A 22,448-nucleotide genomic window follows, 5' to 3' on the forward strand; every position below is an offset into this window, starting at 1 on the left:
GGTACTAATTATTACTAAAAGGGTTTTGTAGAATATTTTTGATAGGGCCTACAAGGGTATCAATATCACCTGCCCCTATTGTCACCACAATATCCGTATTTAATTTCGGTAAAAGGTCCAAAACATCTTTTTTACTGACTAAATGTTTATCCTCGATCTCTACTTTTCCTAACAACATCTCAGAATTTACTCCTTCAATCGGCAATTCTCTGGCAGGATAAATGTCGAGTAATAGTAATCTGTCGACTAACGATAAGCTCTCTGAAAACCCATCGGCAAAATCCCTCGTTCGTGTAAACAAGTGGGGTTGAAATATCCCCGTGATATGCCGTCCCGGGTAAAGAGCCTTCACCGAAGATAGAAACGCTTCAATCTCAGAAGGATGATGCGCATAGTCGTCAATATATACTTTTGCAGGAAGTTCGACCTGGTATTCAAAACGTCTTTTTACTCCTTTATAACTTTCAAGGGCTCCTTTGATACTTTCACCCGAAACACCAAGATGGAGAGCTACTGCGCTCGCAGCTATCGAATTTTCGATGTTATGATATCCCGGGATTTTCATTGCAATATCCTTGATCATTCCTTCCGGATAAATAATGTCAAATACAAAACGGGCATTTTCAATTCTTATGTTTCCCGCATGATAATCTCCGCTATCCAAAGAATAAGTAAACACATTTGCCTTCGTACTATCAGCAAGATCTAATCCTTCTCTCATAAACAGTGCCCCCCCTTCATCGATCTGGCCAACAAATTCCCTGAATGACGCCAATACATTTTCATGCTTGCCATAAATATCCAGATGGTCTGCATCCGTTGATGTGACAATGGCAATTTCAGGAAACAATGTTAAGAATGACCGGTCAAATTCATCGGCCTCAACTACACAGACGACTTCATTTAAATTTTCTGTTGGGGCATTTAACAACAAATTGGTACCATAGTTCTGGGTTATTCCACCCAAAAATGCAGTACAATTAACATCAGAATAACGAAGTATGTGCGCAACCAAAGACGAAGTCGTTGTTTTTCCGTGTGTTCCGGCTACGCCTACCGTTTTTAAATTTTTTGTAAGCAAACCTAATACTTGTGATCTTTTCAGGATCATAAAATTTTCCTGCCTGAAATAATTCATTTGCTTATGCTGGACCGGAACAGCGGGCGTATAAACAATTAATGTTTCTGACGGATCTGCCAAAAATGCTGCTGGAATGCTTTCTATTTCGTCTTCAAGTGTCACAGGAATTCCCTCAGTAATCAGGTTTTCAACCAGTGGGGTTAATGTTTTATCATAACCTGCTACCTGAAATTCATTGGCTTTGAACCATCGTGCCAATGCGCTCATTCCTATTCCGCCTATTCCTACAAAATATATGTACTTCCAGTTATTCATAAAGTCTCGGGGTAAAAAATATATTATCGGTAAATGTAAAAGCTTACTTGACTAATTTTAAAACCTCTGCTGCGATGTCGTAAGCTGCTGTCGGCTTTGCCAATTTTTGGATATTTGATTTAAGTACATCCTGCCTTTTTTGATCTTCCAGTAAACTCAATGCTGCCGGAATCAATTCTTCTGCTGCATTCGAATCTTTAATAAAAATCGCAGCATCCTGCTGAACAAGGTTCATCGCATTTTTCGTCTGATGATCTTCTGAAGCAAAGGGAAAGGGGACAAGAATCGATGGCTTGATAGCCAGACACAATTCTGAAACGGATAATGCGCCAGCTCTAGACACCACAACGTCTGCCGCTGCGTAAGCCAGATCCATTTCGTAGATAAACTCAAATGCTTTCGCGCTAGTTGATTTTAACCCCGAAACAGTTGCCTGAGCTGTTGAGATAAATCCTTTTCCAGTCTGCCATAAAACCTGATAGCCGGATTCTACAAGATTGGCGATTCCTGCGTTTATACTTTCATTAATCGACTTCGCTCCCAGGCTTCCGCCCATAACGAAAAGCGTTTTCCTGCCATCCTGAAATCCAAAATAATCAAGTGCTTCCTGTCTTTTAGAAGCCACATCCACGATATCACTTCTCACCGGATTTCCGAAAAGTCTGACTTTTTCTTTTGGGAAAAAAGCTTCCATTCCCGGATAGGCGACACAGATCTTACTGGCTCTTTTTGCTAAAAGTTTATTCGTTATTCCCGCGTAAGAATTTTGCTCCTGAATCAGCGTCGGGATACCAAGGAGCGAGGCAATCATCAATAGGGGACCACTGGCAAAACCACCAACACCAACAGCCACATCCGGGCGAAAATTTTTAATTACAGATCTGGCCTTCCATAAACTATTAGTCAGTTTAAAAGGGAAGGCGAGGTTATCCAAAGAAATTTCACGCTTTATTCCTACAATTGGAAGGCCTATGATTTCGTAACCTGCACGCGGCACTTTCTCCATCTCCATTTTGCCTAGGGCACCCACAAAAAGAATCTCTATTCCGGGTTCAATTTCCTTTAAAGCATTAGCAATGGCAATAGCCGGATATATATGCCCGCCTGTTCCACCACCACTAATAATTACTCGCTTTGACATAAAATTCATTAAATCTTTTTCTCATCCATTTTTTCTCCTCTGCTTACGCTCAGGATCATTCCCATTGCCACACCTGTAAATAATAGAGATGTTCCTCCCTGGCTAAAAAATGGAAGTGTCTGACCCGTTACAGGAACCAGACCGACTGTAACTGCCATCGCAGAAAATGCCTGAGCGACGACGACAAAAGTCAGACCCGCTGAAAGCAATCCGCCAAATGGTCTTTTTGTGGCTTCGATGGCTTTAAGGCCGCGGTAAAGAAGAATTAAATAAGCGATCATCAACGCAAGACCACCTAAGGTGCCATATTCCTCAACTACTACCGCGAAAATAAAATCTTTCTGAGGTTCGGGTAAGAACCTGCGCTGGCGGCTTTTTGCCGGCCCTTCTCCATATAAACCACCCCGGGCCATCGCCATATAGGATTGCTGAGATTGATAAACTACTACGTCTTTATCCAAAAATGCGGTGATACGATTTTGTGCAGTCCCTGACCTCTGCGTAGAATTTAATAAAATTGCAACTCCCGCAAAAAACACAAGCCCCATGGCTGTAAAAAAGAGATAGTGGATCGGTACCTTGCCCACAAACATTAACAGGAAACATATTCCTGCAAGCATAATTGCTGTGGAGACATTACTGGTAAAAATTAATCCGCAAACCACCCCCACCAGCGCCAAAGGCTCCATAAAAAGTTCACGCGTGTTCCATCCTCCCTTGATATGTCGTGCCAGAATTAATGACAAATGGGCAATGAGGGCAACTTTTGCCCATTCCGAAGGCTGAAATCTCTGCCCTATGATTGGTATCTCAATCCAACGTGATGCTTCATTAACGGACCTTCCAAAAAACATCGCAAAAATGAGCAGAAGAATTGAACTCCAAACCGCCATCCTGGTTACATACACAAACTTTATGTAAGGAATTTTATGAACCCAATACATAATGAGTAGTGATAAAATACAAAGGACAGAATGCTTAAAAAGATAATATTCGGTGTCTCCCTGCTTTAAACTATATGCGTCTTTTACGCTTGCACTATATACAACGACGATACTTGAAAGCAACATCCCAACGCAAATACCCCAGATCCAGCGATCACCTTTGAGGTTACCTGCAAACCATGCCTGTGTTTCTTCCCTTACTTTCTGAATAGCTTCCATATGCAGTAATTAGTCGGCTAGGTTGATAACGGCTTGCCTGAATTTATCACCCCGGTCTTCGTAATTTTTAAATAAATCGAAACTTGCACAGGCGGGCGACAGCAATACAATATCTCCCGGATTGCTTAACATCTTTGCTTTATTAACGGCATCCTGAATATCTTCCGTTACGTATATCTCAGGAACGATTTCTCCGAAATATTCTTTTAGTTTTTCAAATTTTGGCGTTAAAATGATCAAAGCCTTGACTTTCTGACGAACCAGTTCTTCAATTTGCCCGTAATCATTTCCCTTGTCCACGCCACCGGCTATCAGGACAATTGGCTGTTGAAAACTTCCAAGCGCATAAAAAACTGAATCAACATTTGTCGCTTTGGAATCATTTACATAAGTTACTCCATCAAGCACAGCAACCTGTTCAAGGCGATGTGGTGCGTTTTTGAATGATATCAAGCCCGTTTTAATTACGTCAGCAGTCAATCCTACGCATTGAGCGACCAGAATGGAAGCAAGCGCATTTACGGCGTTGTGAGGACCTTTTATCGGTAATTCTGAAAAACTTTGTTCGTAAGTAAAATCATCCTTGATCGAAACCAGTTTATGTCCCTGGTAAAATCCTCCTTGCGGCAAACTTTCGTCCAGCGATATCCCCCATTTTTTCGACGGAATTGCCCGCTTCGTTAATTCGAGACTTATCACGTCGCTGTCGGCAAAATAAATGAAATTGTCATCTGCGGTCTGTTTTTGAACAATTCTGAATTTTGAGTCAACATAATTCTGAAAATTGTAGTCATAGCGGTCCAGATGATCCGGCGTAATGTTCAGCAATACAGCTACGGACGGATGAAAATCAAAGCTGTTATCTAATTGAAAACTACTGATTTCCAATACATAATAATCAAAGTTTTTTTCAGCAACCTGCCATGCGAAACTTTCTCCGATATTGCCCGCCAAGCCAACATTCAACCCGGCTTCCTTGAGCAAATGATATGTAAGAAGGGATGTTGTTGTTTTTCCGTTACTACCCGTAACCGCGATTAGTTTAGCATCTGTATAACGCGAAGCAAATTCAATCTCTGAAATCACCGGAATACCTTTCGAAACAAGCGCGACAATAATCGGAGCCTTATCAGGTATGCCCGGACTTTTAACAACTTCGTCTGCACCCAGAATGAGCGAATCAGTATGAAGTCCTTCTTCAAAACTTATATTTTCACGAAGTAAAACCTCGCGGTATTTTTCAATTATCGGGCTGCGATCTGATAAAAAAACATCAAATCCTTTTAATTTACCAAGTATTGCCGCTCCAATTCCGCTTTCCCCACCACCTAATACGACGAGTTTTTTCTGCACCATATTTTCACATTTTAACTAAGAAGTAAAGTACGCAGTTTAATCCCTTTCTATGAAGTATTTTTAACGCTTTCTTGAAAAATACTTATTTAAAAAAAAGAGGCATGAAATCATGCCCCTTTGAACTATACATATATCTTAATCTTTATGCTTCCTTCTTATCTGACTCTGAAAGCTTTAAGCGATTTGCGACCTTTACAATTAAGAAAATCACCCAAGCGATGATCAGGAACTGAATGAGCGTCTGGATGAAGTTGCCATATTTGACAGCAACCTCCGGTGTTTCTCCGACAGCCTCTTTCAATACGATTTTCAGCTCAGTGAAATCAACTCCACCGATCAGAATTCCTAAAATTGGATTAATGATATCCTCAACCAGGGAAGTTGTAATTTTCCCAAAAGCAGCTCCGATAACAACACCGACAGCAAGATCCAGCACATTACCTTTTGCAATAAAAGTCTTAAATTCTTGAAGCATAAGTTTGTAGTTTAGATGTAACGTCCGATAAATCTAACTAAAACGTATATAAAAAACCAATACTTAACCCCTGGGCAAACTGGATATCGTCTACCTGAGTTTTGTTGTATACTACAATCGCTCCCAAATTCACGTTAAAATATTTGGCAATTTTTGCCGTCAGCATCGCATCAAGTCTGTGATCGTTTTTGAATTCACGTTTTTCCGTGATCTGGTTTTTATTGTAAGCCGTGAAAAGTAAATATCTGAATTTAAGATTTATATTTTTTGCAAGATCCTTGTCAAAGTTCGCTACTAACTGTGCAATTCCGACTTCATTTCGAATTCGTCTCCCAATTTTGACGCCATAATTTTCAGGAATGGTTTTATAGAGATTCCTGTCCGAAACAATGGTTTGGCGAATGGCGCCAGGGGCAAGATCGATGAAGAAGTAAGGAGCTGGTTTATATTCAATACCGATTGCTTCCGTTAAATATGCTGGTGCAAAAAGACCTGAAACTTTCGTTTTAAACCCAACTGAGTCCGGAGCCTCAGAATAGTTATATCCATTTGCAAATTGAGACAGCAGGTTGAAATTTGCAAACAAGCTCCATTTTTCCGTCAGCTCGTAGTTGTATTTGGTATCAAAAAATAGCCTGTCAAGATTTTTCCTGCTTCCCTGAGCCTGATTTTTCACGATCCCATATTGCGATTGAAAATCGTTCCGCCATGAATTCCTACCTGTTTTCTTTTCGCTGAGCGCATTAAAAAACGCTCCGAGTGCAATGGATGTGACACCTCCGCCGGTCCAGTTTGAACTGAAAGAACCCTGGGTCAGGTTAACTCCGAATTCTATCTTTTTCCATGCAGTGTCTCCTTTAACTTTAAGTATTCCGGTATTAAGAGAATTGGTAAGATCAACCTTCTTTTTAATGTCATCTTGTGCGAAAGCCATTGAAGAACCCAGCAGCAAAAGGCCTATCATAAGTGGAGTAAATTTCATCGTTCTTCTCATGCTCATAGAATTTGTGTTCATTTTAGTTAAAAATTTCCACCTGCCTTGTTTGAAAAAATTGAAGAGGCAAAATGGTAGTGGTGTTGTCATTTACTATGGTTACTGTTGTGTTATCAATTTTTGTAATCATGCCTTTGATGTCATCAATCTTTATTACCTGGCCCTCTCGGTAATTCTTCCGGCTGTAAAATGATGAAATGATGTTCGACAACACATCTTTGGAGGCGATCCCATATCCCAAAGAAAAAGCAAGGATTACGCCCCCTATCACAAGAAGAAAGCTTGATTCGAGCAGCGTTGTCTCTATACCAATCTGGCCTAACGCACTGATAAACGTAATGATCAGGAAAAACACAAATGCGATATTTCCGATCAGTTTTGCAGAAGGAATATTGAATGACTTACAAGTCGCAACGACAGCGCCTTTGATCGCATCTGAAATCATAATACCGATCTGCAGCATAACAGCAGCGGCGATAAGTTTCGGAATAAAATTCACAAGTGATAATACCATACTGGTGATGGCATCAACACCAAGGGTTTCCGTTGCAGCAGTAAGGAAAATCAGCAAAATGAAGTAATAGACAACTTTTGCAACGATATCGCTCAGTTTTATTTCCGTTTTTAGCTGTTTGATCAAGCCAATTTCATTGAGTTTGTCGCCGATTTTATCAAATCCGATGGTAACCAGTACTTTACGGATAACAATTGTAATTCCTTTTGCGACTAAATAGCCGATGGCTACGATGATAAAGCAGCCGATCACACGTGGAACGAAGATTACAAACTGATTTATTAACGTATTAAACGTATTAAGTAGAATTTCGGAGATATTTGGGAGGCTGTTCATATGTTAGAGTAAAATGTGTGTTGTTGCGAAAAAATCCTGAGTTTTGATCAGCCTCAGTCTGTATCTCCTACGGATAAACTTACCACCAAAGCACCCAGAAAATGCTCGGTGAAATGAGTAACTACATTCATGGTATCACGAATTGTATTTACTTCTGAGACAAGTGCCCTTTTTAAATATTCAGGCACTTCCTCCGTAGGTTCAAGGTCCTTTAAAACTGAGTTTCCAGAAGGCATATATTAGAAATTTATCAAATACTTAATCAATTCAATCAATTTGATAAAGAATATACCCAGGAAAATCATTGTTTCCAGATACTTCTTCCGTAGCTTTTCTCTCGATCTGAGAAGCCGCATTTTAACCGCACTTTCTGTTATTTTAAAAATATCGGCGATGTCTCTTATACTCAGATCGTCGGTATATTTCATGAATAAAATACCCTTCTCGTCTACGGTTAATGTATCCAGGGCAGTTTTGAGATTTCTTGCTTCAATGTCATCGCCGTCGAAAAGATTGTTTAAGTCAATATCATCAGGAACCTCCATTGGCTCATCCTGATACACTTCGCCTCTTTTCTTGTTGGAACGCAGTTGATCCATACAGTGGTTGTATGTAATCGAATACAACCATGTTGAAAATTTGGCATCCTCCTTGAAGGTCCCGAGTTTGAAAATTAATTTTAAAAAGATGTCGTGTGTAAGATCCTCGGCTTTCGCGGAATCTTTGACAAAAGACAGGCACTTGTGATATACCTTATCGGCATACCGACCGTACAGTTTCTCGAAATAGTGGTTACGCTGCGTATCCACAAATAGCTTAACTAACTCTTCGTCAGTATAACTATTTTCTTTGAGTTCTTCTTTAAACGTTTTGACCGCCATACATGCAAAAAGTAACAGAGCGAGGCCTATGTTGTGTGTAAATATTTTTTTCTTGCCGGCAAATAACAAAAACAACGCCTGGTATACAAGTATACGTCAGGCGTTGTTTTTATTTTTTTACTATTTTTTTTTAATTATGCTCCAATCGCTACTCTTTTGAATGACTTTACAGCCAAACCTTTACCAGTTTTTTCAACCAATTGACGGATAGTCAAAGAAGAATCCTTAACAAATTCCTGGTTCAACAAAGTATTGTCTTTGTAGAATTTCTGTAATTTACCCTGAGCGATTTTTTCAAGCATTGCTTCAGGCTTGCCTTCTGCACGAGCTTGTTCTTTACCAACTTCGATTTCACGCTCCACTGTTGCAGCGTCAACTCCGTCTTTATCAAGAGCAACTGGTTTCATCGCAGCAATCTGCATTGCAACGTCTTTTCCAAGTTCGCTAACATCAGTTCCGTTAACACCTTCGAACGCTACCAATACACCAAGTTTCCCGTTTGAGTGGATATAAGAAACAACTTTATCAGCCGTTACGTTTTCGTAAGCAGCGATAACCAATTTCTCTCCCAATTTACCAACAAGATCAACGATGTTTTCACTTACAGGACGGCCGTCAGCCAAAGTCGCAGCAAGTAAAGATTCTTTATCCTGGATATCATCAGCAACAGCCTTATCCAAAATGCTCTGAGCAAGGTTTTTGAAATCTTCAACGTTAGAAACCGGTTCTGTTTCGCAAGCGAAAGCAACAAGTTTACCGTTGGTTCCGTCAGCACTGATTGCTACCAATACTGTTCCTTCAGCTACTTCGTTATCAGCACGTTTTGCAGCTACTTTTTGTCCTTGTTTACGTAGAATATCAACAGCTTGTTCGAAATCACCATCAGCTTCCTGAAGTGCTTTTTTACAATCCATCATGCCTGCGCCAGTCATCTGGCGAAGTTTATTAACATCTTGAGCGGTAATTGCCATGATTTATTTCTAAATGGTTAAAAACTTTTTTACAAAACAGTTCAATTCCCGTGATTAACACATTAAGCAAATGTTAACGAATGGAAGAAGAACCAATTTTCAATTTGAATTTTAAAAAACTATAGCCCATAGCAAATGGCTATGGGCTACTTTATCTATCAGAAAGAACAAGAGTAATTTAAAAAACCCTGTTCATATCGCCCTGACTATTCTTCGTCACTTTCAATAGCTGGAACCTCAGCACGTGGTGCTGCAGCAGCTTCCTCTCCGCCTTTGTCAACCTGACGTTTGGCTTCTTCTTCCTCAACAAGACGCTGATCGTCTTTATCCTGCTTGCGTTCCATCAGACCTTCTTCGATTGCCTTACCGATCGCCAAAGTAATCAATGAGATAGCTTTGTATGCATCATCATTACTTGGAATTGGGAAATCAACCAATTCAGGGTTTGAGTTTGTATCACAGATTGCAAAAATAGGGATGTTCAATCTTTTTGCTTCTGCTACCGCAATGTGTTCACGTTTCACGTCAACGATGAAAAGTGCAGCCGGAAGGCGCGTTAAGTCAGCTACACCACCTAACACTCTTTCCAATTTGTCCTTTTCACGTGTAAGCATCAGGCGTTCTCTTTTCGCGATATTGCTAACCGTGGTTTCGTCTTTTAGCATCTTCTCAAGAGTCTGCATTTTTTTCAAAGACTTGCGAATTGTGCCGAAGTTTGTAAGCATACCACCTAACCAACGATCAGTTACGTAAGGCATTTTAAGGCGTTTTGCCTCTTCCGTTACGATTTCCTGCGCTTGTTTTTTAGTAGCCACAAACATGATCTTACGTCCTGAACGAACGATCTGTTTCAAAGCAGCCTCAGCTGATTCTACGCAGCTAAGTGTTTTGTTCAGGTCAATGATGTGAATACCGTTTTTTTCCATAAAGATATATGGAGCCATACGGGGATCCCACTTGCGGGTAAGGTGACCAAAATGCACACCTGCATCCAATAGGTCTTTATATTCTATTTGTGCCATTGCCAAATTTGAATTTATAAGATTAATGATTTTTTACGCAGCACAGCACATCGGGCACGATAAGTACTGTCTGGACATCTTTCTGTCAAGGGTTGTCATTTGTTGACAGGGATTGTCATTTATTGTTTTGCTTCTAAGCCGAAACGATACCTGACTATTTCCTGACCATACCTGACTATTCTTGACAAAGAAAATATTAACGTTTCGAGAATTGGAATCTTCTACGAGCCTTAGCACGACCGTATTTCTTACGTTCAACCATACGAGGGTCACGAGTAAGGAATCCTTCTTTTTTCAACGCTCCACGGAATTCTCCGTTGTATTCAACCAATGCACGTGAAATCGCCATACGAACAGCCTCAGCTTGTCCTGAAATTCCACCGCCTCTAACGTTTACTTTAACATCGTATCCGTTGTTACCGCTAATAGTAACGAAAGGCATTTGCAAAACGATCTGGTGAACTTCGAAAGGGAAGTACTCCTTGTAATCGCGGCCGTTTACTTTAATTTCTCCTTTACCTGGCGTTAGGTAGATGCGCGCCACAGCTGTTTTTCTTCTACCAATTGTGTTGATAACTTCCATGTATTGCTTTTGCGTTATCAGTTTTAAACCTCAGAGGCTTAGAACTGTATTTCTTTAGGTTGTTGAGCACTATGCGGATGTTCCGCAGCGGCATAAACGAACAAATTAGTAAACAAACGACGTCCCAAACGACTTTTTGGAAGCATACCTCTCACGGCTTTCTCGATCACACGTTCCGGGTGTTTTTCAAGCAATTCGCGAGGAGTTTGAAAACGCTGACCTCCTGGGTATCCAGTGTGACGAACATAAATCTTGTCTGTCAACTTCTTACCTGTCAACTTTACTTTATCGGCGTTGATAATGATAACATTATCACCACAGTCTACATGAGGAGTATAACTTGCTTTGTGCTTGCCTCTGATAATTTTGGCAACTTCACTGGCCAAACGACCAAGAACTGCACCTTTGGCATCCACAACAACCCACTCCTTGTTCACTGTGTTTTTGTTCGCCGAGATGGTTTTGTAGCTTAACGTATCCACGATTAACAAAAATTTTAATTGATTTTCAATAAATTACACTGTTATAGAACAGTCCCATCGCAAAATGGGAGTGCAAATATAGAGTTTAACAAATTGAATTACAAGTATGTTTGTAATTTTTCCCGGATGACGTAGTTTTTGCAATACTTATGATATGGGCGATCGATACAGAAAATTGCTTTTTAAAGATGATTTGCCAAGTTTTTTGGTGACTGTCAGCACCTAAGCAAGTATTACCAGAACTGAAAATACTTTGATTAAATAATTTTCAGGATCAAATCAGATCCTGAAATATCCTAAACTTTTAATTATGAATATTGAAAATATATTTACAAAACACGTCATTCATACGTCCCGGCTTTGCCATATTATCATTTTCTCATTACTTTTTATCCCATTAGCTTACGCACAGGATTCTGAAAAGATTGAATTTCGGCCTTTGTTTAATGGAAAAAATCTGGATGGATGGGTTGACGTCAATACCTCCAAAGAAACCTGGAAAGTAAAAAACGGAACGCTGATTTGTTCAGGATTACCGATCGGGGTAATGCGGTCGGACAGGCAATATGAAAACTTTATTTTGGAAGTAGAATGGAAACATATGACGGCGGGCGGAAATTCCGGGATTTTTGTCTGGAGCGAAGGAACGCAGTTTAAAGACGATCCACTGACAAAAGCGATCGAAGTACAGATGCTAGAACTGGATTATGCCAGACAAAATAATGCTACCGACGATTATGTCCATGGCGAATTATTTCCAACCATGGGCATGACCGCAATTCCGGATAATCCGCGCGGAATACGCAGCAAATCCCTTGAAAAACGCTGCAAAGGAAAAGGAGAGTGGAATAAATATGTGGTGGTTTGTGTCGATGGAACCGTAAAATTATCAGTCAACGGAAAATTTGTGAACGGGCTGCGGGCCTCCGAAAGGAAGAAAGGCTATATCTGCCTGGAAGCGGAAGGTGCTGAAATTCACTTTCGTAATATGCGCATCATGGAATTGCCATCCGGTATAACTTCCGCAGAACAAACGGCACCAGTTGTAAACTGATTTGTGAAGTTGGCTATGCCTTAATAACTTACGCAGGTTATCACAATGTTCACTACAAAATGAAAATCTCCTTTATCGGTGCCGGAAATGTTGCGTGGCATCTTTCTCAGGCATTTGAAGATGCTGGTCACGTTATTTGTGAAGTTTACAGCCGCGATACGCAAAAAGCCAGACAGCTTGTTTCGTTGCTATATGATTCAGAAATTCAGCCGGATCTCAATTTTTCAGAAAGCGATACGCAGATTATTTTTATAACGGTTTCGGATGACGCTTTAAAATCGGTTATTGAGCGCATTGTCTTACCAGAAGGCGTGATCGTCGTGCATACTTCCGGTACCAGATCTTTGGCGGAACTTCAAAATCTGTTGGAAATTTACAGTGATGTCCCCGTACAGACCGGCGTTTTTTATCCTTTGCAAACTTTCACCAAGGAGGTTCCGATGGATTACAAAACCTTACCGATCTGCGTGGAAGGAACCAGCGACATTGTGGAAACCAGGCTTACAAATCTGGCCGACAGCATCAGTAAATATGTTCGTCACGTTGATTCCGATGAACGATTTATTTTACACGTCGCGGCGGTTTTTGCCAGTAACTTTACGAATCATCTATTGAGTATCTCCCACGATTTACTCGCCAGGGAACAAATGAGCTTTGATCTGTTAAAGCCGCTTATCAATACAACAATTCAAAAAGCACTGCAATCAGAAGATCCGGCGTTAGGCCAAACAGGCCCGGCAAAACGCGGCGACTGGGCTACAACCGGGCGGCATCTCGAATATTTACAGGAAATTAATCCCGACTGGACCGATATTTATCGTTTAATGACCGAACGGATTAGAACCCGTCATATGGTAAATGAATGACCGGTACTTCGCCGGGAAAAAAGTTAGACTATCTTTGCACACAATTCCAATCTTGAAATTTTATGAGTTCAGCCTTAGAAGAGCGTTTCAAACAGATTACAACCTTTATTTTTGATGTGGACGGCGTCATGACCGACGGCAGTGTTATCGCGCTGGAAAGCGGAGAACAGCCCCGGATATTTAATGTTCGTGATGGTTACGGTATCAACCGCGCCGTCAGACTTGGGTATAATGTTGCCATTCTTTCTGCACAAAATCAGGTTGGCGTTCGTAAAAGGCTGGAATATTTGGGAGTAAAAGACATATTTATTGGTACTACCCCAGATGGGAAACTGCCAATCTTTAAAAAATATCTTCAGGAACGCGGTCTCACTGAAAATGAAATTGTATTCATGGGTGACGACCTGCCGGATTATGAAGTGATGAAAACTTCCGTCTTAGGTGCTTGTCCTGCCGATTCCGACCAGGAAATTCTTGCAATCGCGGATTATGTTTCTCCTGCAAAAGGCGGTTACGGAGCAGTTCGTGACGTAATTGAGCAGGTGATGCGTGCGCAGGGGAAATGGATGTCGTGGTTTGAATCGAAGTAAGAATTATTATACGTGGCACACTCGGAAAACAAACGTTACTTCCCCAACTTAAATGGTATACGCTGCATCGCAGCACTTTTGGTGGTTTTTCATCATTTGGAGCAAGCCAAACACGCTTTTGGTATTGATAATTTTTATGATGTGACGATCATAAAACATGCCGGAAGGCTAGGCGTAGGTTTATTTTTCGTATTAAGCGGATTTTTAATTACCTATTTGCTTCTGGAAGAAAAAGGCCGTTTCGGCGATGTTGACGCAAAGAAATTCTATCTACGCCGCGTTTTCAGGATCTGGCCGATTTATTTTTTGATCATTGGTCTTTCGTTTTTTGTTTTTCCACATATTGACCTGCTGTATTTTCCGGGTGCTAATGAAAAGCTAGCGCATGATGTTGCTCCAAGGCTTGCGCTGTTACTTTTGGTTCTTCCCAATTATGCTTTCGTGTTGTACGATCTACCTTACTGGTGCGCGCAAACCTGGTCGATTGGTGTGGAAGAGCAATTTTATTACTTATGGCCGTGGATTATCAAATATCCGAAAAAGAGTGGGCGAATTGTTTTTCTTTTCCTGTTCGTAACGGCGGTTTTGCTATTTGGTGGTGCTTATCTTCTGGATAAAACGGACGAGGAAAAAATATCAGCAATCACTACTTTCCTAGGTCAGTTCCGGATTCAGACGATGGCTTTGGGCGGTCTTTGTGCTTACCTTGTTTATTCACCAAAAACCAAAATTCTGGATTTTGTTTTCAGAAAAGATGTGCAAATTGTAGTTTATAGTTTGCTGGCCATTCTGTTTTTTTCCGGCATACACTTCACTGGTTTTCTTGAATTATACGCGCTCTTTTTCAGCTTTTTTGTGTTGAATGTTTCTTGTAACAAAAACACAATTATCAGTCTTGAAAATAAGGTGATGAGTTATCTCGGGAAGATTTCTTACGGACTTTATATTTATCACGTTTTTGTGATTGTTTTTATAATCAATGCTTTAAGAACTTTTGCACCACAAATTTCCGGCACTCCGTATCATATAATTCTCTACGTTCTGACTTTCGTATTGTCCGTGGCAGTGACGGCCATTTCTTATAATTATTTCGAAAAACCTTTACTGGCTTTCAAAGACAGACACTTCGGACGATAAGTTTTAAACGCAGAGTTAGGAGAAGTTTTCGCGGAGTTTTGGGAGTTTTATTTTGAGCTTGGAAGTTCGGACATGGTGTAGAATTTAAGGTTTTGGGCTTTTGCTTCTTTCAGGATCGTTTCTAAAAATGCTACGCTGAATCCATATTGTCCGTTTTTTGGTTTTTCGTATAATGGCTGATGACCAAAAAGCATAAGGGTTGTGTTTGTGTCTTTTGCCTTTTTTATTGCTTCCTTTATTTCCTTTTCGCTGATATTCGTTCCTTCATCGATCATCAGCGCATCGACGATTTTTTCATTATCGAACTGATAATAAATCCAGCTCATGACTCTTGGAGCAAAATGATAGACAGGTATTCCGAATATTTTCCGTTCCGCTTGTGCTACGTCTCTGAGAATTTTAAATCCATTTGCCAATAAAATTGAATCTGCCTGATCTGTATGATTTCCACCCGGATGCGCATAAGAAGTAGGTTTTATACCAATTTGTTCCAAATGTCTTAAGCCTGGTTCAAGTTCGGTTTCTATATATTTTTGCGGGCCTTGGGATTTTAACATTTCTGTTGCATTTCCATGTATCGTTCCGTGAAAACCGATTTCGTGCCCGTCTTTTTGCAGTTGTTTTATCTTGATAATTTCTTGCGGAGTAAACTTATCAGGGCAGGTCAGGAAAAAGGTGACTTTGGTATTGTATTTTTGAAAAAGCGGCCTTAATGCATACCAATCATTGATAAAATGATCATCGAAAGAAATGGCTATGCCGGCATTTTCCGAGCTCGCTGGTTTTTTCTGACAGGAGATTATCGACGATAAGATGAAGGCAAAGAATGCCCACATCCTTATGTTTTTATTTATTTTTTGGAAGCGATTGATCAATGCAGTTGAATTAAATATTTCAAATGTATTCAAACGAAGTATTAATTTCACTAAAATAATTACCCAAAATGAAAATTCTCCACACCGCAGACTGGCATATTGGAAAAAAGCTTGACAACTTTTCCAGATTGGAAGAACAAAGGCTTGTATTGGACGAAATTTGTGAGATCGCCGATCGTGAAGAAGTCGACGCGGTTGTTGTAGCCGGTGATCTGTTCGACAATTTCAATCCTTCGTCAGAGTCTACCGAGTTATTATACAGTACTTTACACCGATTATCAGCACATGGAAGCCGTGCTGTGATTGCCATTGCCGGAAATCATGATTCGCCGGAGCGGATTGAAGTGCCGGATGCTTTGGCAAAAGTTTGCGGGATTATTTTTGTTGGTTTTCCCAATGCGGAAATAAAACCTTTCCGCACACAGGCCGGACTTGAAGTTACGAAATCAGACAAGGGTTTTATTGAAATCAAACTCCCAAATTCAGATGTTCCGCTCCGTGTTTTACATACACCTTATGCAAATGAACAGCGTTTAAAAACGTTTATGGGCCTGGAAGATTCGGAAGAAAATTTACGGACACATTTGCAAAAACACTGGCAGGAACTGGCTGAAAAATATCTGGATAATAATGGTTTCAATCTGCTGATAACGCATTTGTATGTCATGAAAAAAGGAGATCCGGCACCGGAAGAAGAACCGGATGAGGAGCGTCCGATTTTACATATCGGTGGTGCGCAGGCGATTTATACAGAAAACTTTCCTGAACAAATTCATTACATCGCGCTCGGCCATTTGCACCGGTATCATCGGGTCGATAAAATTCCCGCGCCTTCCGTTTATTCGAGTAGCCCGCTGGCTTATAGTTTCTCAGAAGCCAACCAGACAAAGTATGTCATTATCCTTGACGCAGAAGCCGGAAAATTAAATAATTACCGCGCTATCGAACTGACGAAGGGCAAGAAACTTCGCCGTGGAAAGTTTGATTCCATAGATGAGGCCATAAACTGGCTCCACGAGCATTCAGAAGATTTGATTGAACTCACGATCGTTTCGGATAATTATCTGGAAGCCTCCGATAAGAAACGCCTGAACGAGGCACATTCCGGTTTGGTGCAGATTATTCCCCAGATCAAAAAAATTACAGAAGAGGGAAGTGCTTCAACTATCGACCTTACTTTGAGTATGGAAAACCTTTTTCAGGAATATTTTAAAAGTAAAAATAAAGGGCAGGAACCGTCAGAAGGATTACTCAATGTTTTCCGGGAGGTTTTGGGAACGGAGGAATAATCCGGAAACTTATAAAGACAAAAAGGCAAGCTTACTTTTTTGGGTAAGCCTGCCTTTATTTTTTGTATAGTACCGGAGTAAAGTTTTTTCAGATGAAATTAGTTTACCCGTTTCAATTTCGCTTCAATAGTTTGCTGTGTGTGAGGTACAATGCGTAACCTCTCTTTTGGGATCAGTTTACCTGAATCAATACAAATGCCATAAGTGCCGTTTTTAATACGAACAAGGGCATTTTCCAACTGGATTGAATATTTCTGCAATCTGGCAGCCAACTGGCTCAGATTCTCACGCTCACTTGCATCTGCACCATCTTCAATCGACTTGGCCGTACTGGCTGTGTTATCTGTACCGCTATCGTTTTTTTTGCTCAGACCTCCTTTAATATAGTTGAGTTCTTCGAGAGTACCTTCCAATTTGCCGCGAATCAATACCTCAAATTCCTTTAATTCTTCCTCAGAATATCTCGTCCTTTCTTCTTGCATAATCTTAATTGATTTGAATCCGTATTAAGGTCTTTTATAAAACAAAAATAATAGTAATCAACTTCCTTTTTAACAATAAATTCCGGGAAAAGCTCCCCGCTACACTGATATTACTCAAAGAGTTTACGTACTGGCAAGATAAAACACTGGCACTTTTAAATAACAAAGCCACAACCTGCGGCGGGAAATGGCTCTGTTATTTAATATTATTTTATTTGTACAAAACGCTTTTAACGGCTTCAACAACACGTTTTACACTTGGTAAAATCTCTTCAATAAGCGTCGGAGCATATGGAAGCGGCACATCACGGTTTGTAACTCGGATTACCGGTGCGTCCATATAATCAAACGCATTACGCTGGATATGGTATGCAATTTCAGTTGAAATAGATGCCAGCGGCCAGGCTTCTTCGACAACCACACAACGGTTTGTTTTCTTCACAGATTCAATAACCGTAGCATAATCGATTGGCTTAACAGTTCTTAAATCGACAAGTTCCACGTCAATTCCTTCTTTTTCCAATTGCAAAATCGCCGGGTTAACCACTCGTGGGATCATTTTACCAAAAGAAACTATGGTAACATCTTTTCCCTGGCGTTTTACATCGGCTTTTCCAAGTGGAATAAGATATTCTTCCTCAGGAACCATCATTTTATCGCCGTACATAACTTCCGATTCCATGAAGATCACCGGGTTATTATCACGAATGGCAGATTTCAAAAGTCCTTTGGCGTCATATGGATTTGAAGGCACAACCACTTTCAAACCTGGCGTGTTAGCGAACCAGTTTTCAAAGTTTTGTGAGTGCTGGGCACCCAGCTGACCTGCATTTCCAGTTGGTCCGCGGAAAACGATAGGCGCACCGTACTGTCCGGCAGACATAGAAAGAATTTTCGCCGCGCTATTGATGATCTGATCGATCGCAACCAGCGAAAAGTTGAATGTCATAAATTCAATGATAGGACGAAGACCGTTTCCGGCTGCTCCAACCCCAATTCCCGCAAAACCCAATTCGGCGATCGGTGTATCAATCACACGTTCCGGTCCAAATTCATCAAGCATTCCCTGACTGGCTTTATAGGCGCCATTATATTCTGCAACTTCCTCGCCCATCAGGAATACACTTTGATCCCGGCGCATCTCTTCCGACATGGCGTCGCGAATGGCATCTCTAAATGCTATTTCTTTCATCCGTAATTTTATGATTATTTAATGTTCCGTGGTTCCCCACCGGGATGTTACCAGGCAAATTTGTCCAAAGAGGGTAAAATTTTATAACGCCTGCTTTCATCAAAATAAGGTTATCAATACTGGTTTCGAAAATGATGTGGTAAAATTAGAGAAACAAGGTCAATTCTCAAATTGTTTAAACAACCATTATCAGAAAAGTAAAGATATATTACAATTTTAAGTCTTAATCCATCGGAATTACATCTACCTCAACGGATAATGTATGTTTGCCCGAGCTGAAAATAATTCCTTTCAACGGCGGCACGTCGCTGTAATCTCTTCCCCAGGCTGTAATAATATGACGCTCACCAGGAACAACGTTATTTGTCGGGTCGAAATCACACCAGCCATAATCAGGAATAAAAACCGAGATCCAGGCATGTGAAGCATCCGATCCCTGCAACTTTTGTTTGCCAGGAGGCGGCAGTGTTTCCAGATATCCGCTTACATAACGCGCAGCAAAACCAAAGCTGCGGATACAGGCAATCGCCAGATGTGAAAAATCCTGACAAACCCCTTTTTTCGCTGCCAACACTTCTCTGATCGGCGTATGAATGGTTGTAAAATCAGGTACGAAATCAAATTCAGTAAATATTTTCCGGCTCAGCGCATTAACACATTCGTAGAGCGGACGATCATCCTGAAAACAATCTTCGGCGAAATGGATAATGGCCGGATCCCATTTAATTAAGGGACTTGGCAGCAAATATTCCAGCAACGAAACTTTCAGCGAACGATCATTCATAAAACGTGAACGCGCCTCCGCACAGGTAACATCCGAGCGGATCGGCGCACCGGTTGTTTCCGTCAGACATTCAACGATACTGGTCGTTTTCACCGTGAGTTTCTTATGTGGTGAATGCAGCGAAAAATAGTGCGTTGTATTTCCATAATAATCTACGCGCTCCTCAATTTCAGCCGGCGTCGGCGTCACTTCCATCGTAAAATCCTGACAAAGCTGTTTAGGCAAAGTCCTGGGCGTAAGGCATACAAGACTGTGATAAGTACTCACAGGCTCAACGTAGCGGTATTCCGTTAAATGGGTCAGCTTATATTTCATCGTTCTCTATCGGTTTAAAAAACGAATGTTGCATAATGGTATGGCTGAAATACATATTCGTCAGCGCCATGGATACCGACGAAATTAATCCGGAAACCTCTGACATCAGCTTGAATAATTCTTCTCTTTCCAACGTCACGGGATCGTATTGACTTAATTCCTGAACGCTCGCCAGTTTAATTAAAGTTGATGCTTTCAAAACAGCTTTTTGCGCCTCGTTCATTCTTTCACCAGACGTTCCCGGCAAAGATTCCAGATTTGCTTTCAGCGAGTCCAACAGATAAACAATCGAATAAGGAAGCGTTTTTTCAAGCAAAACCATATCCAGCATTGCCTCAACGCTAAGCTGTGATTTATATATCTGGCGATAGTTGACCAATAAATGATGATTAAGCAAAGTCGCTTCTATCAACTCATTCTCAACATTTGCTTCATTTTTTACCCCAAAATTGGACTGGATAATACTCAGTTTGGAAAGAATACGTTCGATTATTTTTCCCGTGTCAAGCAGCAGATAACTATTATCCCTTGGCATCGTTTCAGACATGACACCCAGAAAAGTCAGCATGCTGTTATAAAGCTTGTCCAGCGTTTTCTGGATATTACTGCTGTTCATCGTTGCCGCATTTCTGATCTCATGAAAACTATTTTCAATCAGATCAACAATCCGCCAGATTTCAATATCCCACTGATTTCTAACTGCACTGACCGCGTGCAAAAATGACGAAACATTGGAAGCAATAGTACCTGGGCGATAAACATCGGAAGCCAGTTTTATAATTTCGATGTAAGGTTTTTGCAGCAATTCCTGATTCTCGTCCCCCAAAAATCCGGGATACGTTGAGGACAAATGTGTCAGTGACTGAAGCAATATTTTAATATGTTCCTGCTTGGAAGAGCCGCCAAAATTCCGGTCGATATTAAGTACATTGATCACAATGTTCATAAATTTAGTAACCGCCATCGTCCGCTCACAATAACGCCCCACCCAGAAAAGATTTTCCGCGCTGCGGCTCGGTACTGAAACCTGTTTTTTATACGATGGTGTTACCGGAAGAATTATTTTTTCCTGCGGCTGATCTGTTTTATCAGAAACGATCCAGGTATCTTTTGATAATCCGCCATGCTGATTTGATATAACAAACCGGTCTTTAACAGGAGAACTTCGTGTAAGCCCACCCTGCATCACATGATAACCTTTTTCATCCGAAACCAGAAAAGCCCGGATAGCAGCATATCTTGGTTCGATCAGACCGTCAACCAGGGAAGGCGTAGTACTCAGACTAACTTCTTCCTGCGCGATATATTCATGAGGACGCTGCATGAGCGCCTTTTTTAAATCTTCCTTATCTTTTGGCGTAAGCAAACGACCATATACCGACCGGAATTTTGATTTCCGGTTCGCTTTTTTAATGATCAGTTTGTCAATATTATTTAAAACAAAATTCAGCTCTTTGGGTTGTCCGCACCACCAGGTTGCGACCGATGGCATAATCAGGTCTTCGCCTAAAAAATACCGGCAGATATTATGCATGAAAGCCAGAAACGCGTGATTTTCCAAAACGCTGGTACCCGGCGGATTCAAGACTTTTACATTTCCTTTACGAATGGCATGAAGCAAACCCGGAACGCCCAGACGCGAATCTTCACGAAGTTCCAGCGGATCACACCAGTCGTCATCGATACGACGGATAATGACATCCACACGCTGCAAACCTTCAATCGATTTCAGCCAGACATAGCCGTCGCGAACCAATAAGTCGTCTCCCTGCGCCAGAGTATATCCCAGATAAGACGCCAGATAAGCATGCTCAAAATAGGATTCATTATTTGGGCCAGGCGTCAGATATACAATATTCGGTGCTTCTTTTGTTTTTCCCGATAACCTTAAAACGGTACTCTGGATATTGTTAAAAAACGGCGATAATTTGCTCACGTACATGCCATCGGCAAGCTCGGGAAGCAGCTTACTCATCACCACACGGTTTTCCAGAGTATAACCAGAGCCGGAAGGAGCCTGGGTACGGTTATCCACAATCCACATTTGTCCGTCCGGACCGCGCGCCATATCAGCGGCGTAAAGTACCAGTTGGTTAGGCACAGGCATTATCAAATCGGCACAGGGACGGGAAAATCCTACATTATCGAAAACAAGTTCCGCCGGAATGATCGCGTCCCTGACCAGATTTCTCGGACCATAAATATCCCGAAGTATCAGATCAAGCAAAAGGGCTCTTTGCTGCAAGCCCTTTGCAATGGTATTCCACTCTTTTTGTTCGATCAAAAAAGGAATCGGATCCAGCTGCCACGGACGGTTCAGTCCATCAACGCCGTCATAGACATTATAGGTAACTCCGTTTTCGCGAAGTTTGTCAATAATTTCCTGATTCCTAGTTTTTAACTCATCAATACCAAGCTTTTCCAGCGTGGCAAAAAGGGCTTGCCAATGTGGTTTCACACGACCTTTTACATCCAGGATTTCATCGTACGAATTTAACCCGCTGCGATAGGTTTGTAAAAGATTCACGGAAGCTTCAGTAAGCATAATAA

23 protein-coding genes are annotated in these 22,448 nt (G+C 41.1%); 5 read left to right on the forward strand and 18 right to left on the reverse strand.

Features of this window, described 5'->3' with window-relative positions; all coding sequences use genetic code 11:
• Positions 1–4: 4 nt before the first annotated feature.
• The 13 genes from murC to rplM form a co-directional block, all read right to left on the reverse strand.
• On the reverse strand, positions 5–1,396 hold the full coding sequence (gene murC, locus BMY70_RS25575) for a UDP-N-acetylmuramate--L-alanine ligase (protein ID WP_090340084.1): 1,392 nt from the start codon (positions 1,394–1,396) through the stop codon (positions 5–7).
• A 43-nt stretch (positions 1,397–1,439) separates the two neighbouring features.
• Positions 1,440–2,537: an undecaprenyldiphospho-muramoylpentapeptide beta-N-acetylglucosaminyltransferase gene (gene murG / locus BMY70_RS25580; protein ID WP_090340813.1), complete on the reverse strand. Its 1,098-nt coding sequence runs from the start codon at positions 2,535–2,537 to the stop codon at positions 1,440–1,442.
• Between the two features lie 8 nt (positions 2,538–2,545).
• Complete coding sequence (locus BMY70_RS25585) at positions 2,546–3,700, reverse strand: FtsW/RodA/SpoVE family cell cycle protein (protein WP_090340091.1); 1,155 nt, start codon at positions 3,698–3,700, stop codon at positions 2,546–2,548.
• 9 nt (positions 3,701–3,709) lie between these two features.
• Complete coding sequence (gene murD, locus BMY70_RS25590) at positions 3,710–5,056, reverse strand: UDP-N-acetylmuramoyl-L-alanine--D-glutamate ligase (protein WP_090340096.1); 1,347 nt, start codon at positions 5,054–5,056, stop codon at positions 3,710–3,712.
• Positions 5,057–5,198: 142 nt separating this feature from the next.
• Positions 5,199–5,531, reverse strand: a complete 333-nt coding sequence (gene mscL / locus BMY70_RS25595; protein WP_090340099.1) for a large-conductance mechanosensitive channel protein MscL — start codon at positions 5,529–5,531, stop codon at positions 5,199–5,201.
• 37 nt (positions 5,532–5,568) lie between these two features.
• Positions 5,569–6,531, reverse strand: a complete 963-nt coding sequence (locus tag BMY70_RS25600) for a DUF3078 domain-containing protein (RefSeq protein ID WP_229209778.1) — start codon at positions 6,529–6,531, stop codon at positions 5,569–5,571.
• Between the two features lie 16 nt (positions 6,532–6,547).
• Positions 6,548–7,375 carry a mechanosensitive ion channel family protein gene (locus BMY70_RS25605; RefSeq protein ID WP_090340102.1) on the reverse strand — a complete coding sequence of 276 codons (828 nt, stop codon included), beginning with the start codon at positions 7,373–7,375 and terminating at the stop codon, positions 6,548–6,550.
• Positions 7,376–7,428: 53 nt separating this feature from the next.
• Positions 7,429–7,611 carry a hypothetical protein gene (locus BMY70_RS25610; protein WP_090340104.1) on the reverse strand — a complete coding sequence of 61 codons (183 nt, stop codon included), beginning with the start codon at positions 7,609–7,611 and terminating at the stop codon, positions 7,429–7,431.
• 3 nt (positions 7,612–7,614) lie between these two features.
• Complete coding sequence (locus tag BMY70_RS25615) at positions 7,615–8,256, reverse strand: RNA polymerase sigma factor (RefSeq protein WP_090340107.1); 642 nt, start codon at positions 8,254–8,256, stop codon at positions 7,615–7,617.
• Between the two features lie 134 nt (positions 8,257–8,390).
• On the reverse strand, positions 8,391–9,227 hold the full coding sequence (gene tsf, locus BMY70_RS25620) for a translation elongation factor Ts (protein WP_090340110.1): 837 nt from the start codon (positions 9,225–9,227) through the stop codon (positions 8,391–8,393).
• Positions 9,228–9,433: 206 nt separating this feature from the next.
• Entirely contained in the window at positions 9,434–10,249 is an 816-nt protein-coding gene (gene rpsB / locus BMY70_RS25625; RefSeq protein WP_090340113.1) for a 30S ribosomal protein S2, read from the reverse strand.
• Positions 10,250–10,445: 196 nt separating this feature from the next.
• On the reverse strand, positions 10,446–10,832 hold the full coding sequence (rpsI, locus tag BMY70_RS25630; protein WP_090340116.1) for a 30S ribosomal protein S9: 387 nt from the start codon (positions 10,830–10,832) through the stop codon (positions 10,446–10,448).
• Between the two features lie 38 nt (positions 10,833–10,870).
• Positions 10,871–11,314 carry a 50S ribosomal protein L13 gene (gene rplM / locus BMY70_RS25635; RefSeq protein ID WP_090340119.1) on the reverse strand — a complete coding sequence of 148 codons (444 nt, stop codon included), beginning with the start codon at positions 11,312–11,314 and terminating at the stop codon, positions 10,871–10,873.
• Positions 11,315–11,624: 310 nt separating this feature from the next.
• Here rplM and BMY70_RS25640 point away from each other — a divergent pair, with 310 nt between their 5' ends.
• The 4 genes from BMY70_RS25640 to BMY70_RS25655 all read left to right on the forward strand — a co-directional run bounded on the left by BMY70_RS25640 (position 11,625) and on the right by BMY70_RS25655 (position 14,961).
• Complete coding sequence (locus BMY70_RS25640) at positions 11,625–12,368, forward strand: 3-keto-disaccharide hydrolase (RefSeq protein ID WP_090340121.1); 744 nt, start codon at positions 11,625–11,627, stop codon at positions 12,366–12,368.
• Positions 12,369–12,427: 59 nt separating this feature from the next.
• Positions 12,428–13,234 carry a Rossmann-like and DUF2520 domain-containing protein gene (locus BMY70_RS25645; protein WP_090340124.1) on the forward strand — a complete coding sequence of 269 codons (807 nt, stop codon included), beginning with the start codon at positions 12,428–12,430 and terminating at the stop codon, positions 13,232–13,234.
• 62 nt (positions 13,235–13,296) lie between these two features.
• Positions 13,297–13,824, forward strand: coding sequence for a KdsC family phosphatase (locus tag BMY70_RS25650; protein WP_090340127.1), 528 nt, complete (start codon positions 13,297–13,299; stop codon positions 13,822–13,824).
• A gap of 12 nt (positions 13,825–13,836) precedes the next feature.
• A complete protein-coding gene (locus tag BMY70_RS25655) occupies positions 13,837–14,961 on the forward strand; it encodes an acyltransferase family protein (protein WP_090340129.1) in 1,125 nt (374 codons plus the stop codon).
• A gap of 47 nt (positions 14,962–15,008) precedes the next feature.
• Here BMY70_RS25655 and BMY70_RS25660 read toward each other — a convergent pair whose 3' ends face one another.
• On the reverse strand, positions 15,009–15,797 hold the full coding sequence (locus tag BMY70_RS25660) for a polysaccharide deacetylase family protein (RefSeq protein WP_090340132.1): 789 nt from the start codon (positions 15,795–15,797) through the stop codon (positions 15,009–15,011).
• 107 nt (positions 15,798–15,904) lie between these two features.
• Here BMY70_RS25660 and BMY70_RS25665 point away from each other — a divergent pair, with 107 nt between their 5' ends.
• A complete protein-coding gene (locus BMY70_RS25665) occupies positions 15,905–17,125 on the forward strand; it encodes a metallophosphoesterase family protein (protein WP_090340135.1) in 1,221 nt (406 codons plus the stop codon).
• 98 nt (positions 17,126–17,223) lie between these two features.
• Here BMY70_RS25665 and BMY70_RS25670 read toward each other — a convergent pair whose 3' ends face one another.
• The 4 genes from BMY70_RS25670 to BMY70_RS25685 form a co-directional block, all read right to left on the reverse strand.
• Positions 17,224–17,610 (reverse strand): TraR/DksA family transcriptional regulator, encoded by a 387-nt coding sequence (locus BMY70_RS25670; protein ID WP_090340138.1) that lies wholly within the window; start codon positions 17,608–17,610, stop codon positions 17,224–17,226.
• A 208-nt stretch (positions 17,611–17,818) separates the two neighbouring features.
• The gene (locus BMY70_RS25675; RefSeq protein WP_090340142.1) at positions 17,819–18,799 is read right to left on the reverse strand and encodes a pyruvate dehydrogenase complex E1 component subunit beta; all 981 of its coding nucleotides are present in this window, start codon (positions 18,797–18,799) and stop codon (positions 17,819–17,821) included.
• A 223-nt stretch (positions 18,800–19,022) separates the two neighbouring features.
• Entirely contained in the window at positions 19,023–19,898 is an 876-nt protein-coding gene (locus BMY70_RS25680) for a transglutaminase family protein (RefSeq protein ID WP_090340144.1), read from the reverse strand.
• Positions 19,888–22,443 carry a circularly permuted type 2 ATP-grasp protein gene (locus BMY70_RS25685; protein ID WP_090340146.1) on the reverse strand — a complete coding sequence of 852 codons (2,556 nt, stop codon included), beginning with the start codon at positions 22,441–22,443 and terminating at the stop codon, positions 19,888–19,890. Before BMY70_RS25685 ends, BMY70_RS25680 begins: the two co-directional genes overlap by 11 nt.
• Positions 22,444–22,448 lie beyond the last annotated feature (5 nt).

The organism is Dyadobacter koreensis, from assembly GCF_900108855.1.
GTDB lineage: Bacteria > Bacteroidota > Bacteroidia > Cytophagales > Spirosomataceae > Dyadobacter > Dyadobacter koreensis.

Bases quoted from the DNA above. Each gene is read 5' to 3' on its own strand.
- murC (WP_090340084.1), bottom strand. From the start codon at position 1,396: ATGAATAACTGGAAGTACATATATTTTGTAGGAATAGGCGGAATAGGA.
- murG (WP_090340813.1), bottom strand. From the start codon at position 2,537: ATGTCAAAGCGAGTAATTATTAGTGGTGGTGGAACAGGCGGGCATATA.
- BMY70_RS25585 (WP_090340091.1), bottom strand. From the start codon at position 3,700: ATGGAAGCTATTCAGAAAGTAAGGGAAGAAACACAGGCATGGTTTGCA.
- murD (WP_090340096.1), bottom strand. From the start codon at position 5,056: ATGGTGCAGAAAAAACTCGTCGTATTAGGTGGTGGGGAAAGCGGAATT.
- mscL (WP_090340099.1), bottom strand. From the start codon at position 5,531: ATGCTTCAAGAATTTAAGACTTTTATTGCAAAAGGTAATGTGCTGGAT.
- BMY70_RS25600 (WP_229209778.1), bottom strand. From the start codon at position 6,531: ATGAGCATGAGAAGAACGATGAAATTTACTCCACTTATGATAGGCCTT.
- BMY70_RS25605 (WP_090340102.1), bottom strand. From the start codon at position 7,375: ATGAACAGCCTCCCAAATATCTCCGAAATTCTACTTAATACGTTTAAT.
- BMY70_RS25610 (WP_090340104.1), bottom strand. From the start codon at position 7,611: ATGCCTTCTGGAAACTCAGTTTTAAAGGACCTTGAACCTACGGAGGAA.
- BMY70_RS25615 (WP_090340107.1), bottom strand. From the start codon at position 8,256: ATGGCGGTCAAAACGTTTAAAGAAGAACTCAAAGAAAATAGTTATACT.
- tsf (WP_090340110.1), bottom strand. From the start codon at position 9,227: ATGGCAATTACCGCTCAAGATGTTAATAAACTTCGCCAGATGACTGGC.
- rpsB (WP_090340113.1), bottom strand. From the start codon at position 10,249: ATGGCACAAATAGAATATAAAGACCTATTGGATGCAGGTGTGCATTTT.
- rpsI (WP_090340116.1), bottom strand. From the start codon at position 10,832: ATGGAAGTTATCAACACAATTGGTAGAAGAAAAACAGCTGTGGCGCGC.
- BMY70_RS25640 (WP_090340121.1), top strand. From the start codon at position 11,625: ATGAATATTGAAAATATATTTACAAAACACGTCATTCATACGTCCCGG.
- BMY70_RS25645 (WP_090340124.1), top strand. From the start codon at position 12,428: ATGAAAATCTCCTTTATCGGTGCCGGAAATGTTGCGTGGCATCTTTCT.
- BMY70_RS25650 (WP_090340127.1), top strand. From the start codon at position 13,297: ATGAGTTCAGCCTTAGAAGAGCGTTTCAAACAGATTACAACCTTTATT.
- BMY70_RS25660 (WP_090340132.1), bottom strand. From the start codon at position 15,797: ATGTGGGCATTCTTTGCCTTCATCTTATCGTCGATAATCTCCTGTCAG.
- BMY70_RS25665 (WP_090340135.1), top strand. From the start codon at position 15,905: ATGAAAATTCTCCACACCGCAGACTGGCATATTGGAAAAAAGCTTGAC.
- BMY70_RS25675 (WP_090340142.1), bottom strand. From the start codon at position 18,799: ATGAAAGAAATAGCATTTAGAGATGCCATTCGCGACGCCATGTCGGAA.
- BMY70_RS25680 (WP_090340144.1), bottom strand. From the start codon at position 19,898: ATGAAATATAAGCTGACCCATTTAACGGAATACCGCTACGTTGAGCCT.
- BMY70_RS25685 (WP_090340146.1), bottom strand. From the start codon at position 22,443: ATGCTTACTGAAGCTTCCGTGAATCTTTTACAAACCTATCGCAGCGGG.